This is a genomic window from Mycoplana rhizolycopersici (assembly GCF_013378445.1).
In the GTDB taxonomy this organism is placed as follows: domain Bacteria; phylum Pseudomonadota; class Alphaproteobacteria; order Rhizobiales; family Rhizobiaceae; genus Mycoplana; species Mycoplana rhizolycopersici.
The window spans coordinates 440,321-453,553 of the sequence record NZ_JABXYK010000002.1; the positions used below are offsets into that span (position 1 = coordinate 440,321).

The window sequence follows — 13,233 nt, forward strand, 5'->3', positions numbered from 1 at the left end:
CATGGAAAAGCCGGCGGCGCCGGCACGAGGCGGGGATGACGCCGCGCGGGGAGGGAAGGGCGTTCCCCGTTGCCGTGGCCGGTCCGGCCTCAGCCGAAGCGCGCGGGAGAAAACGCGGCGGGCTCGACGCCCTCGCGGGCAAAGTCCGGCGGCAGCGGAATGCCGGTCAGCAGATGGGCTGCAAGCCGTCCGAGGGCAGGCGAGGTCAGGATGCCGTATCCGCCCTGTCCGGCAAGCCAGAAAAAGGCGGGATTGTCGTTTGCCGGACCGATCACCGGCAGCCGGTCGGCGGAGAAGCTGCGCATGCCCGCCCAACTGCTGGCGATCCGGCCGATGGTCAGCGTCGTCGCTTCCTGCAGGTAGTGCGCCGCATAGGCGATGTCGATCTCTTCGGGCTGCACGTCGGCCGGCTCGCAGGGCGTCTCGTCCGCCGGTGATGCGAGCAGGCGTCCGGCATCCGGCTTGAAATAGTAGGTCTCGTCGATCTCGTTGATCTCCGGCAACGTCGAGGCTTCGATGCCATCCGGCAGGCCGACGGTAATCGCGGTGCGCCGGTGGGGGACGATGCCGGCGGGTGCCACACCGCAGATTTGCGCGACCGCGTCCGCCCAGCCGCCGCCGGCATTCACCAGCAGTCCTGCCGACAGATGACCCGCTGTGGTTTCGATCTGCCAGCGGCCGTCTTCATGGCGGGCATGGACGAGTTCCGATCCGGTCAGGAACTCCGCTCCCGATCGCCGCGCGCCGCGCGCATAGCCCTGCAGCAGGGCGTCGACGTCGATATCCCAGTAGTCCGGATCGAAATAGGCAGCCGCCACATAGGCTGGATCGAGGAAAGGCGCGCGCGCGATTGCCTCTTCGACGGTGAGCGCGACCACGGCGGCCCCGCTCGCCTGCGCCTTTTGCCGTGCGTTTTCGACGGCCGTCGCCTTGCCGGCCTCTCCGATCCAGAGGCTGCCCCGCCGGGTCAGCAGCGGGACTGCGGCAAATTCCGCAGGCGGATCCGACATGAAGGCGTGGCTGATTCGGGCCAGCGCGTTCACGGCGGGCGCGTTGTCGCGCAGGGTGAACTCGGCGGCCGAACGCCCTGTGCTGTGATAGCCATGTGCGCTTTCGCGCTCCAGCACGACGATCGAGCGGTGCGGCGCCAGGAAATAGGCAAGCGACAATCCTGCAATTCCGCCACCGACAATGGCCACGTCGTAGTGCTGCATGTTCGTCTGCCCCGTCCGCTATCCGGCCGTGCTTGGCAGGCCGCGTTGCCGGCATCTTGTAGGGGAGACGGCACCGTCGCTCAAATTTATAGTCATGAAGGCGACTATAAATGCGGTTTATGCGCTCGGATGCTGCCAGAGCGGGACGTCTGCCATGTGTGCGAGGAAGGCGCGTTCGGCGGGGTTGAGGGCAGCACCCGGATTGGTGATGCGAAAAGTTTCGGTCTGCGGCAGGCTGTCATAGGGCGGCAGTTGCCAGAGGTCGCCGGAGGCCGCCGACATCGCGGCAAGATGCACGGGCAGCATGCCGATACCGGCATCCGCGATGACCAGCCGAAGGACTTCCTCGACGTTGAATGCGATGGCGCGCACCTGCTGGCCGAACGAGCCGATCGCACGGACCGCCGTGACCGGCCCCATGTGCGGACCACCCAGCACGTCGGAAATGAAACTGACATAGGGTTCGCCGCGCAGTTCCTCGATGCGGATACCTTCGGCACCGAACAGCCGGTGGCCGCGGCCGCAGTAGAGCGCATAGGTCTCGATGCAGAACGGGGCGCAATCGAGCCCTGCCGGGATGATGCCGTCGGAGATGCCCAGCGTTGCGACGCCGCGTTCGACCGAACGGATCACGTCGGAGGTCGTCTCGACCTTGACGCCGGCGGTCACCCGGGGATGAAGGCGGAAGAAGCTTGCCAGTGCCCGGTCCCAGTCCGGGTTCAGCGCGTGGCTGACTGTGTGGATGGTAATGTGGCCGGAAATCTCTTCGCCGCTCGATTCCATCGCTTCGGGCAGTCGGACGACTGAGGTGAAGATGTCGCGGCAAAGCGCATGCAGCCGCGCGCCGGCCTCGGTGAGATCGAACCGCCCCGGCCGCCTGTCGATCAGCTTGTGGCCGACGGTCTGCTCCAGCCGTTTCAGTGCCATGCTGACGGCCGGTTGCTGCAGCAGGAGCCGGTTCGCCGCCTTGGTGATACTGCCTTCCTCGACCACGACCACGAAGGTGCGCAGCAGGTTCCAGTCGAGATTGTGGGCGAAGCGTTCGAGGCGATTGGTGGGCATGGCACCAGCTATGACGGCTTCTGCGGAGAAGGCAAGGTGCTGGCTGCAGCGCTATTGGCGGCTTTGGCGGCCGGCAGGCCGCCTGCATCTCGCGCGAACCTTCTGGCGGGAAGGTCGCCGCGATCTGCAGGGGCTCGCGCGCCGGCGGCAAGGCACGTGGTCCCGCCGCCGAGCAAGCTTGTAAGCACGACCGGGTAACTTACTTCATCGTGTAGATGTCGATCGAGAAGTACTTGTCGTTGATCTTCTGGTAGGTGCCGTCTGCGCGGATTTCCTTCAGGGCCTGGTTCAGGCGCTCGCGCAGCGCATTGTCGTCCTGGCGGACGGCAATGCCGACGCCTTCGCCGACAAATTTCGGATCGGTGATCGGGGCGCCGATCAGTTCGCAGCAGGCCTTGCCGTCATCGTTCTTCGTCACCCAGTCCAAAAGCGGGATCATGTCGCCCACCTGCAGGTCGAGACGGCCGTTGGCCATGTCGAGATTGACCTCGTCCTGGGTCGGATAGAGCTTGATGTCGGCGTCCGGATAAACGGCGGCGACATAGTCCGCCTGCGTCGTGCCGGATTGGGCACCGATCGCCTTGCCCTTCATGCCTTCATTGGTGAAATCGGTGATGTTGGCGCCCTTGGGGGCGGCGTGCGTCATCGCGGCGAGATAGTAGGGGTCGGTGAAGGACACCTGCTTCTTGCGATCCTCGGTGATGAACATCGAAGCGATGATCATGTCGTACTTCTTCGCCTGCAATCCCGGAATGATGCCGTCCCAGTCCTGCGCCACGACCTCGCATTCGACCTTCATCTTCTCGCACAGGGCAAGGCCGATCTCGACGTCGAAGCCGCCGAGCTTGCCGGTGGTCTCCTGGTAGTTGAAGGGCGGGTAGGCCCCCTCGGTGCCGATCTTCAAGGTTTCCGCGGATGCGGAAGCGGCAAGCAGGCCCGCAACCGTAAACGCCAGTGCGGCAATGCTCTTTTTCATGGTCGTTCCCCTTATCTTGAGCTGTCTGAGAAAGCTGATGGGAAGCCTAGCGCTGCACTCAGTATAAACGAAATAGATAGGCGTGATAGCGAATATCATTGTGGTTGATGTGCGATATTGTTCGCGCATGACGATTCCCCTCCCGTTTCAGGGGAGCATCGTCGACGGAATAATGCGAGGTTCGGCGCCTCGCAACCGGGCGAGGCGCCGATGCCGCAAAGGCGCGGGGAACGGCCTACCAGCGCTGGTGCACGTGGGGCGCGATCAGGCGGCCGTAGATCTCGGCGGTGGCTGCCATCACGTCTGCCGAAAGCGGTGCAAGCTCGGCGGCCTTCGCGTTGGCCTGCGCCTGCGCGGCGTTGCGGGCACCGGGAATCACGACGCTGACGGCGTCGTTCATCAGGATCCAGCGCAGCGCGAACGCCGCCATGCCGACGCCGGCCGGCACCAGCTTGCGGATTTCCTCGACCGCCTGCAGGCCGACGTCGAACGGCACACCCGCAAAGGTCTCGCCGACGTCGAAGGATTCGCCGTGCCGGTTGAAATTGCGGTGGTCGTCGGCCGCGAATGTGGTGTCGCGCGTGATCTTGCCGGACAGAAGGCCGCTTGCCAGCGGCACGCGCGCGATGACGGCAACGTTGCGCCTCTGCGCTTCCTTGAAGAACAGGTCGGCGGGACGCTGCCGGAAGATATTGTAGATGATCTGGATGCTGACGACGCCGGGATACTCGATCGCCTTCAGCGCTTCCTCGACCTTCTCGACGCTGACGCCGTAGTTGGCGATCTTGCCGGCGGTCTTCAGTTCCTCCAGCCCGGCAAACACTTCCGGCCTGTAAAGGACCTCGGTCGGCGGGCAATGAAGCTGCACGAGATCGAGGCAATCGACTTCGAGGTTCTTCAGGCTGCGGTCGATGAAGGCTTCGAGGTTGGCCTTGTTGTAGCCGTCGGCCACATGCGGCGAAAGCCGCCGGCCGGCCTTGGTCGCGACCATCGGTCGTACGCCGCCGCGCGCCTTCAGCACGTCGGCGATGATCTTTTCCGAACGGCCGTCGCCATAGACGTCGGCAGTGTCGATGAAGGTCATGCCGGCGTCGAGCGCTGCGTTCAGCGCCGCACGCCCGTCGGCTTCGCTGACATCGCCCCAGGCACCGCCAATCTGCCAGGCGCCGAAGCCGATATCGGTGGTGGTGAAGGCGGTACGCCCGAAGTGGCGGTGTCTCATCTCTGGTTCTCTCCCATGGCGAATGTCTGGCCGTGGCGTAGCACCGGCGTCCCGTGCGGACAAGACGAACGCGGCCAGGAGGCTGTTATGTCAGCGCTGGAGGAGTGCTGACGAGCGGATAGGCTCACTCGATCCTGACGATCGAGGATTCCTTCTTCCGCAGGACGCTCGAAGTGGAGTAGGCGCCGGGTGGGCCGGGCCGCGTCAGGGTGATGAAGTCCGTGCCCTTGCCGGTCTCGCTTTCGTAGCCCGTGTCAGCGATCGTCACCGATGCGCCGTCGCCGATCATCGCGCCGATCTTCTCGCGTATGTCGTCCGGCACCTCGATGCGGTCGAGAACGCTTGCGACGGGATCGGACGATGGCTGTGCAATCGAACCTTCCTCGGCAATGCCCAGCCGCTTGCGCGTCGCGGCGGGAAGCCGGTTGTCCAGCGTGACGGCAAACCATTCGATATCGTCGCCGCCCTCGGCTGTGCGCGCGAGAAGGAACTGGGTTCCCAGTTCCGCCGCGGGGTCCTTGATCGTGACCGGCGCTTCCAGAATGGTCTGGAACTCCTTGCGCACCGAGATCCTGCCATTGGACGGCGCATCCCGCCCCGCCTTCTTCAATACCGTATCCATCAGGGCGGTGCTCCCCTTGCCGTCCACCGGCAACCCTTCCGCCGTCTGGAAGGCACGGATGGCCTCGGACGTCTTCTGGCCGGCCACGCCATCGGCAATGCCCGCGTCGAAACCGAGCGTGTTCAGTGCGGCCTGCAGGTCCTTCATTGCGTCGCGCGGCGTCGCGCGCGTGATCAGGATGCGGATCGGATCGCCTGCCGGCCGTTGCAGCAGCGGCTGCGGCGAAGGCTGCTTCGGCATGTGCATGGCAACCTCGACCGCGCCTTCGGATGCGTTGGGGATCGTCGGCCGCAGCGAGGCGTCGGAGAGGAATTCTCGCTCGTCCGCAGGTGCCGCTTCCGGCCGAAACAGTCCGGGATGGTCGATCCGGCGCGGCGCCGCATCGCCACCGGTGATCAGGACATGGCCCCCGCGCTGGGTCAGGCGGTAGAGCGTCTTGGCGAATGCGTCGGGCATACGTACGCAGCCATGCGAGGCCGGGTAGGCCGGCACGTGGTTGGAGGCGTGCAGGGCGATGCCGGACCAGGTCAGCCGCTGCATGAACGGCATGGGCGCGTCGTCATAGAGATTGGAATGGTGCATGCGCTTCTTCTCCAGGATGGAGAAGATGCCGGTCGGCGTCGTATGCCCTTCCTTGCCGCTGGACACGTTGGAACTGGCAACGACCGTATCGCCGTCATAGACCCTCAGCGTCTGGAGGTCCCGCGAGACGATGATCTGCAACGGGCCTTCGATAGCGCCGGCAAGTGCGGTCGTCGTGGTGAGGGCAAAGAGGCCGAACCCGGCGGCGAAACGCAAAAGCATGTTCCCGTCCTTACGCAATACATGGGAAGCGCCGAGTTTATAACGGAGATTGTAAAGAAGGTTTTAGTAAGGAAGCGCCGCCGCCGTTTGCAGCGGCGGCAGCACCTTGCGAGGATCATGCGTCGATGAGTTCTTGCGTGCAAGCCGTGCCGGGCCAGGGATGGTCCGGATAGAACTCCGCCATCATCCGATCGCAATAGCTGCAGAGCGTGCGGTCTTGCTCGACCACCCGCTTCAACGGCGTATCGAAGAGCGGTGCACGAATTGCCGCGATCATCGAAAACGCGATGGCATCCGCACCGCTCGCGCGATTACCCATCAGATAGCGGTTGCCGCCGAGCAGGGCGGCGAGGGCTGCAACCGACCGCTTGCCGAGCAGCAGGATTTCCTCCGGCGCATGTCGCCCGACGCCCACGGCCTTGATGTTCGTTGCCACCTCGCTGCGGAGGTATTCGCGCATTGTCTCGCGCTGATCGCTCTCCATATGGTCGAACCAGCGGCCGGGGCCCTTCTCGAAATTCTCCGCAACGAGAAACCGGTAGTAGGACGAAACCCAGCCGAGCTGGTTTTCGATCATGCGCTCGATCGCCCAGGCTTCGGCGCGTTCGCGCGCAGAAAGGCCGGCGTCGAAGTCAAACCCGTACTTCTTTTCCAGATGCAGCCGTATGAAGGTGCTGTCGGCAATCAGTTCACCGTCGTCGAGAATGTAGGGCAGTTGCCCCTTGGGCGAAGTCGCCGGTATCGCCCGTTTCTTCTCGTAGGCCAGCCCGGCCATCCTGAGCTGGACTTCCGTCTTGGTGACGTAGGGGCTGACCTCGGGAAGGCCGAATTGCGGGCCGCCGGAATAAAGCGTGATCATCATTGTCTCCTTGCGTTTCGAACCTGTCGGATGGGCTTGACTACTGCCAGCCTGCTGACAACATGGTGTCAGCATCGATCGGGTTCGGAAGGGGGATGACATGCGGCGGGCCGACAGGCTGTTCCAGATCATCCAGATATTTCGCCGCCACCGTCGACCGTTGACGGCAGGCGAAATCGCCGCCGAACTCGAAACCTCCGTGCGCACGGTCTATCGCGACATCGCCGACCTGATGGCCCAGCGGGTGCCGATCCGCGGTGAAGCCGGTGTCGGCTACGTCATGGAAGGCGGCTACGACATGCCGCCGCTGATGCTGACCCAAGACGAGGTCGAGGCGGCCGTGCTCGGCGCGCAGTGGGTGGCAAGCCGCGGCGACCCCACGCTTTCGAGAGCCGCGCGCGATCTGGTCTCGAAGATCAACGCCACCGTGCCGGCGCGGCTGCGCAGCTATATCGAAGACCCGGTGACACGCGCCAGACCCGATTTCCGCGGGCCGCAGGACCGCATCGATCTGACAGCAGTGCGAAAGGCGATCCGGGAGGGGCGGAAAATTACGATCAGCTACAGCGACGAGCAGGGCCGCGGCAGCCGCCGCACCATCTGGCCGATAACGCTCGGCTTCCTGGAGACAGCGCGCATTCTCGTCGGCTGGTGCGAGCTGCGCCAGGGCTTCCGTCATTTCAGGACGGACCGGATCGGCGCTGCGGTCTTCGAGGAAGAGCCTATCCCGGAGCGGCCGCCCGTGCTGCGCAAACGCTGGCTCGCCGAAATGGACGAGCGCCGCCGCGCGGCGGAAGCGCAGGCCCGCTCGGGGGCGTAACTGCATATTTCCGGAATTATTTAGCAGATGCGACCAGTGTCTGATTCTGGCGCAAAGCGGACATTCCCCGCACGTCGCTGTGGTTGTCGCACTCGCTGCGCTGGTGATGGCACCGCATGGCTCACTGCATTGCGTCGCAAGCCTTCAGCATCTCTTCCTTCTTCACGCCGTCCTGCTCCATTTCGGCCTTGTGCACGCAATCGGCCTTCGTTCCTGCCGTCGTCATCGTGTCGGCGTTCGTGGTTTCGGCAGGCAGGAGGTCGGACTTCATCATGTCTTCCGCATGTATTGGCGTTGCAGCGGAAATTGCGACGAGCAGGGTGCAGGCTGCGATGCTGGAGATGAAGCTGTTCATTTGACGTTCTCCTCTCGATAGCGATTGTATCCGTCCACGGCCTCACGGCTTGGCCATTCACCAAATCTTCACGCGATCCGATCGTTCCCGACCAGCATAGCATACCCGTGCCGCGCCGACTAAGGCGGTACATGGATCGACATACGCCAATGGCCCAAAGCTGCCGGCGCCGCATCGCTTCAGGTTGGTGGCATTTGCATAGTTCCGCATGTTGCCACTGCGCTTTGGGTTGCTATCGCCTGTCCTTGCCGAAGGTGTAGCCGGTCTCCACGCTCTTCTTGCCGAACTTGTCGCGCAGAACGTTGACGGCGGCCTCGGCGGCCGCCCGCCGGCTTGCCAGCGGATCGACGAGGTCGGGTGGATCGGCGCGCTGCGGATCGCAGAGGTCGGAGACGCCGATGCCGATGAGACGGAACTTGGTACCGTCCGCTTCCTTCTTCAGAAGCTCCATGCCGATGCGGAAGATGCGGTCGGCCAGCATGGTCGGATCTTCCAGCTTGCGATTGCGGGTACGGCTCTTGAAGTCCGCCGTCTTCAGTTTCAGCACCACGGTCTGTCCGGCGATGTCGGCCTTGCGCAGCCGCGCTGCCACCTGTTCGGCCAGGCGCCGCAGGTGCGTGACGAGGTCGTCATAGGCGGAGATGTCGTCGAAAAACGTCGTCTCGGAGGACACGCTCTTCGCTGCGTCGTTCAGGTGCACTTCCCGGTCGTCCTGTCCACGCGAGAGGTTGTAGAGCCGCTTGCCCATGACGCCGTAGCGGCGCATCAGCTCGGTCTCCTCCATCGTCTGCAACTGGCCGATTTCACGGATGCCGTCCCGCTCGAGCGTCTCGGCGAACGCCTTGCCCACGCCCCAGATCAGCCGCACCGAGCGAGGCCGCAGGAATTCCAGCGCCTCCGCCTGACCGATCACGGAAAAGCCGCGCGGCTTCTGCAGGTCGGATGCGACCTTTGCAAGGAACTTGCAGTAGGAAAGGCCCACGGAAATGGTGATGCCCACCTCCTTTTCGACGCGCTGAGCAAACCGCGCCAGCACGCGGGCGGGCGGGTCATGGTGCAGGCGTTCGGTTCCTTTCAGCTCCAGGAAGGCCTCATCGATGGAAAGGGGTTGCACCAGCGGCGTCAGATCCCCCATCATGGTCCGGATCTGGCGGCCGACGCGCACGTATTTTTCCATGTCGGGCTTGACGACCACGGCCTGCGGACAGGCCTCGAGCGCCTTGAACATGGGCATCGCCGACCGCACGCCATGAATGCGGGCGATATAGCAGGCGGTGGAAACGACGCCGCGTTTTCCCCCGCCGATGATCACCGGCTTGTCGGCGAGTTCCGGGTTGTCCCGCTTCTCGATCGAGGCATAGAAGGCGTCGCAGTCGATATGCGCCAGTGTCAGGCCATAGAGTTCGTCGTGATAGATCAGCCGGGGGCTGCCGCATTTCCGGCAACGGCGCTGCGCTGGCGGCTGCCCGACCAGGCAATCGCGACAAAATCCCGGATGGTGTATCTCGTCAGCCTGCATCGATCGGAACAAACGTTGAACATTTGCACATTAGCTTCTAAGATTGCGAGTCTCAAGCCCGTCGAGAAGAGAAGCTCATGCCTGCCACAGCCGCATTCCGCTTCCCCGCCCGCACAGTGCGCCCATCAGGAGTGGTGCACGCCCTGGAAGTGCGTGCGGATCAGGCGATTAGCCTCGTTCCAGCACGTGGCGCAGCGGACCCGTTCGCCCGGGTCCGGCGCCATGGCGAGAAAGACCTGGTTCGCCATCAAGCGCACGAGCAGGGCGTCGGGCACGCTCTCGCCGACGGAGCGGTGGTTGTAGTGGATGTCGTCGATGAAGGCGACCGGCAGCGGACGGTCGCCATGCAGGGCCTGGACAACGGGTCCCTTCGCCGCCTCCGTCGCCACCATCGGGAACGTCAGGCCGATCCGCTGCAGCAACCGGCGCCGCGCTTCGGCATGGCGCGGCGGCATGGCGGTGAGGAAGACGATGTCCGCGTCGCGCCCGAGCGCCATCAGCGTCTCGACGGCCAGTGCCGCCGGCGTTTGCCAATGCTCCTGTGCCGCAAAGAACTCCTCCTGCAGCGCATCGACGACGGCATCGAGGGCGACGCTACCCGTGCCGCGCTCGACGATATTGCCGTGCAGGCGGAAGGAGCGCGGCAAGAGGTCGTGGTCGCGCGAACGCAGGAAGGCGGTAAAGGGCGTCAGATATTCCAGAACGACCTCGTCGACATCGCAGACGATGAGCGGCCGGTCCGCCAGGCGGAGCTTTTCAAGGGGCATGAAATCGGGCGCGTTCATCACCAGCCGCCTGCATTTGCACCGCCCGTGAGCATGGCATGGGCGCGCACCACCGTTTCCGGCTTCGTTTCCGTCGCCGCGCAGAAGGCCATCAGCGTCGGCTCGTGGCCCATGAGGAATTCGACGAGCCCGGCGAGAAAACTGCGATTTCCCGCAGCCGCGCGCAGATCGGCCGGCGCCATGCCGGTGAGCGACAGGAAGCGCGAGAAATGTTCGGGCTCGCCAGCCAGCCAGGCAAGAACGGACACGGCCGTCGATTCGGCGTCGTTAACCGTTGTATCTTTTTGGCTTTGCATGGAAGTTTCCCGGAAAAGTTACCTTTTAGTCAACCAAATGCCGCTACTATCGCAGGGATCGCGCTGGGCGAATACGGCATTGTCGCAACTTATATGTCTCGAGGGGCGTTGCAAAGCTGGAGTGAGGGGCAAGGACGTCTGATGCCGAAACAGGTGATGATAGTCGAGGACAACGAGCTGAACATGAAGCTCTTCCGGGACCTCATCGAGGCCTCCGGCTACAGCACCATCCAGACCCGGAACGGGATGGAGGCGCTTGAGCTTGCCCGCCGCTATCGCCCCGATCTGATCCTGATGGACATCCAGCTGCCGGAAGTGTCGGGCCTCGAGGTCACGAAGTGGCTGAAGGAGGACGACGAACTTCATGTCATCCCCGTGATCGCCGTTACCGCATTCGCGATGAAGGGCGACGAGGAGCGCATCCGCCAGGGGGGATGCGAGGCCTATGTCTCCAAGCCGATCTCGGTGCCGAAGTTCATCGAGACCATCAAGACCTATCTGGGCGACGCATGAGGCCGGATCCGCACCCATGACAGCACGCATTCTCGTCGTCGATGATATTCCTGCAAACGTGAAGCTGCTGGAAGCGCGGCTCCTGGCGGAATATTTCGACGTGCTGACGGCGGCAAACGGTTTCGACGCGCTGGCGATCTGCGAGCGCACACAGGTGGATCTCATCCTGCTCGACGTGATGATGCCGGGGATCGACGGCTTCGAGGTCTGCGAGCGGCTGAAGGAAAATCCGCGCACGGCGCATATCCCCGTGGTGATGGTCACAGCGCTCGACCAGCCTTCGGACCGGGTGCGGGGGCTGAAGGCCGGAGCGGACGATTTCCTGACTAAGCCCGTCAACGACCTCCAGCTGATGTCGCGCGTCAAGAGCCTCGTGCGGCTGAAGACCCTCACGGATGAGCTTCGCGTGCGCGCCGCCGCCGCCGAAGCGCTCGGCATGGACCCCTCGCTCGGCGGGGCACTCGGGGACGAACCCGGCTCGATCCTGTTGGTGGACGGGCGCGGCAGCTCGCAGGAACGCATCGTCCGCGCCCTGAAGCCCGTCGCTGACGTCACCTGCATGTCGGATCCCCAGGCAGCGCTCTTCGAGGCCGCGGAGAAGCCGTTCGAACTGGTGATCGTCAACGCGAATTTTGCCGAATACGATCCGCTTCGTCTCTGCTCGCAACTGCGTTCGCTTGAGCGCACCCGCTATCTGCCGATCCTTCTGATCGCCGAGCAGGGCCATGACGACATGATCGTCCGCGCACTCGACCTCGGCGTGACGGACTACCTCGTCCGCCCGATCGACCCCAACGAGCTTCTGGCCCGCAGCCTCACCCAGATCCGCCGCAAGCGCTACAACGACCGCCTGCGCTCCAGCGTCAAGCAGTCGATCGAGCTTGCCGTGACCGACGGTCTGACCGGGCTTCACAATCGACGTTACCTCGACAGCCACCTCAAGCTGTTGATCGACCGCTCCGTCGCCCGGGGGAGGTCGATGTCGGTCTGCATGACCGATATCGACCGGTTCAAGCTGATCAACGATACCTATGGCCACGATATCGGCGATGCGGTGTTGCGCGAATTCGCCAGCAGGCTGCGTTCGGCCGTGCGCGGCGCCGATCTTGCCTGCCGCTACGGCGGCGAGGAATTCGTGCTCGTGATGCCGGATACCCCGCCCGAAACGGCAGCCGGCGTGGCCGAGCGACTGCGCATGGCGATCGAGCAGGTACCGTTTCGCCTGGGCGATGTCACCGTACCCTTGCAGGTAACGGCATCGATGGGTATCGCGTCGCTATCGCCGCAGGGCGACAGTCCGGAGGCGCTGCTGAAGCGCGCCGACAATGCGCTCTATGAGGCCAAGCGCGGCGGGCGGAACCGGGTCGTGGCCGCCGCCGCGTGATCGCAGGCAGCCCGATCGTTCTACAAAAGCTCCACCTTACCTTCGATCCGTCCCAAACTGGCTCATCGGCGGTGGTCACGCGTGCTTCCGGCAACGGCCGAAAAGCGTGGCGAAAGCAACACACCTGCCTTCCTCCGTCACTTATCCACAGATTTTAGCTGATGCTAAATAGCGAAAGCTGACACGGCATCAATTTTTTTCGAACCGCTCAACAGGAAATTGGAGCGTCGCCGCACGATCGCCGCCTTCGTCAAAAAAGTGTCACAACGGCTACTTTTTGCGATTTATATTACTGTTTGCGTTTGCTAATGTATTCAATGTGTTCGGCGCCGTACGTGAAGGGGGCTTACGTTGCGTCAGGATATTTATGGCAGGCGGATTGCACTTGGGGGTTGTTGATTTCGCCGCGAAATTTTGTTGCGTTAAATAACGTTTTCTTCGCCTGATTCCCAATGGCCTAGGCAAACGGATTAACCAACTCTGCGGGCCGGGTGCCTGCGGCGATCAAGATTTCATTGATTTTTTTCCAATTCCGCGCAATCCTCTCATCAATGGCGAGCGTAAAGCTCCCGCCGGGTTACCCCATGATGCTAGGTCCGCCGCATCTCCTGGGTCGTGGGGTCGGCCGGCTGGTGAAGACATAAACGGAATCCTCGTGCCGTCGTCATCCCCAGTCGGCCCCCAATTTAACGCCGCTTCCGAAAGGGGGCGGCGTTTTGGTTTCAGGCGAGCTGTTTCATCATCCGATACACTGATCGGCTCCCTTCAGGGCGGGCAACGAAAAAGGCGCGCCGCAAGAGCG

13 protein-coding genes are annotated in these 13,233 nt (G+C 63.5%); 3 read left to right on the top strand and 10 right to left on the bottom strand.

Annotated features, from left to right (window positions below):
- Positions 1-89: 89 nt before the first annotated feature.
- The 6 genes from HV823_RS04650 to HV823_RS04675 form a co-directional block, all read right to left on the bottom strand.
- Positions 90-1,214 carry an NAD(P)/FAD-dependent oxidoreductase gene (locus HV823_RS04650; RefSeq protein ID WP_176948556.1) on the bottom strand — a complete coding sequence of 375 codons (1,125 nt, stop codon included), beginning with the start codon at positions 1,212-1,214 and terminating at the stop codon, positions 90-92.
- A 117-nt stretch (positions 1,215-1,331) separates the two neighbouring features.
- A complete protein-coding gene (locus HV823_RS04655) occupies positions 1,332-2,276 on the bottom strand; it encodes a LysR family transcriptional regulator (protein ID WP_176948557.1) in 945 nt (314 codons plus the stop codon).
- 199 nt (positions 2,277-2,475) lie between these two features.
- A complete protein-coding gene (locus HV823_RS04660; protein ID WP_176948558.1) occupies positions 2,476-3,252 on the bottom strand; it encodes an ABC transporter substrate-binding protein in 777 nt (258 codons plus the stop codon).
- 235 nt (positions 3,253-3,487) lie between these two features.
- A complete protein-coding gene (locus HV823_RS04665) occupies positions 3,488-4,474 on the bottom strand; it encodes an aldo/keto reductase (RefSeq protein ID WP_176948559.1) in 987 nt (328 codons plus the stop codon).
- 124 nt (positions 4,475-4,598) lie between these two features.
- Positions 4,599-5,894, bottom strand: coding sequence for a L,D-transpeptidase family protein (locus tag HV823_RS04670; RefSeq protein WP_176948687.1), 1,296 nt, complete (start codon positions 5,892-5,894; stop codon positions 4,599-4,601).
- Between the two features lie 121 nt (positions 5,895-6,015).
- Positions 6,016-6,759 carry a glutathione S-transferase family protein gene (locus tag HV823_RS04675; protein WP_176948560.1) on the bottom strand — a complete coding sequence of 248 codons (744 nt, stop codon included), beginning with the start codon at positions 6,757-6,759 and terminating at the stop codon, positions 6,016-6,018.
- A gap of 100 nt (positions 6,760-6,859) precedes the next feature.
- On the opposite strand from HV823_RS04675, the gene HV823_RS04680 reads away from it, so the two are divergent.
- Positions 6,860-7,579 carry a helix-turn-helix transcriptional regulator gene (locus HV823_RS04680; RefSeq protein WP_176948561.1) on the top strand — a complete coding sequence of 240 codons (720 nt, stop codon included), beginning with the start codon at positions 6,860-6,862 and terminating at the stop codon, positions 7,577-7,579.
- 121 nt (positions 7,580-7,700) lie between these two features.
- Here the strand turns inward: HV823_RS04680 and HV823_RS04685 are convergent, their stop codons facing one another.
- From HV823_RS04685 to HV823_RS04700, 4 genes are all read right to left on the bottom strand, one after another.
- Entirely contained in the window at positions 7,701-7,934 is a 234-nt protein-coding gene (locus HV823_RS04685; protein ID WP_176948562.1) for a hypothetical protein, read from the bottom strand.
- Between the two features lie 232 nt (positions 7,935-8,166).
- Positions 8,167-9,453 carry a DNA polymerase IV gene (locus HV823_RS04690; protein WP_176948688.1) on the bottom strand — a complete coding sequence of 429 codons (1,287 nt, stop codon included), beginning with the start codon at positions 9,451-9,453 and terminating at the stop codon, positions 8,167-8,169.
- A 125-nt stretch (positions 9,454-9,578) separates the two neighbouring features.
- Entirely contained in the window at positions 9,579-10,238 is a 660-nt protein-coding gene (locus HV823_RS04695) for a hypothetical protein (RefSeq protein WP_246300894.1), read from the bottom strand.
- On the bottom strand, positions 10,238-10,534 hold the full coding sequence (locus HV823_RS04700; RefSeq protein ID WP_176948563.1) for a DUF3572 domain-containing protein: 297 nt from the start codon (positions 10,532-10,534) through the stop codon (positions 10,238-10,240). Before HV823_RS04700 ends, HV823_RS04695 begins: the two co-directional genes overlap by 1 nt.
- 141 nt (positions 10,535-10,675) lie before the next feature.
- Here HV823_RS04700 and HV823_RS04705 point away from each other — a divergent pair, with 141 nt between their 5' ends.
- Positions 10,676-11,047, top strand: coding sequence for a response regulator (locus tag HV823_RS04705; RefSeq protein ID WP_176948564.1), 372 nt, complete (start codon positions 10,676-10,678; stop codon positions 11,045-11,047).
- Between the two features lie 16 nt (positions 11,048-11,063).
- Positions 11,064-12,431, top strand: a complete 1,368-nt coding sequence (locus HV823_RS04710) for a PleD family two-component system response regulator (RefSeq protein ID WP_176948565.1) — start codon at positions 11,064-11,066, stop codon at positions 12,429-12,431.
- Positions 12,432-13,233: the final 802 nt, after the last annotated feature.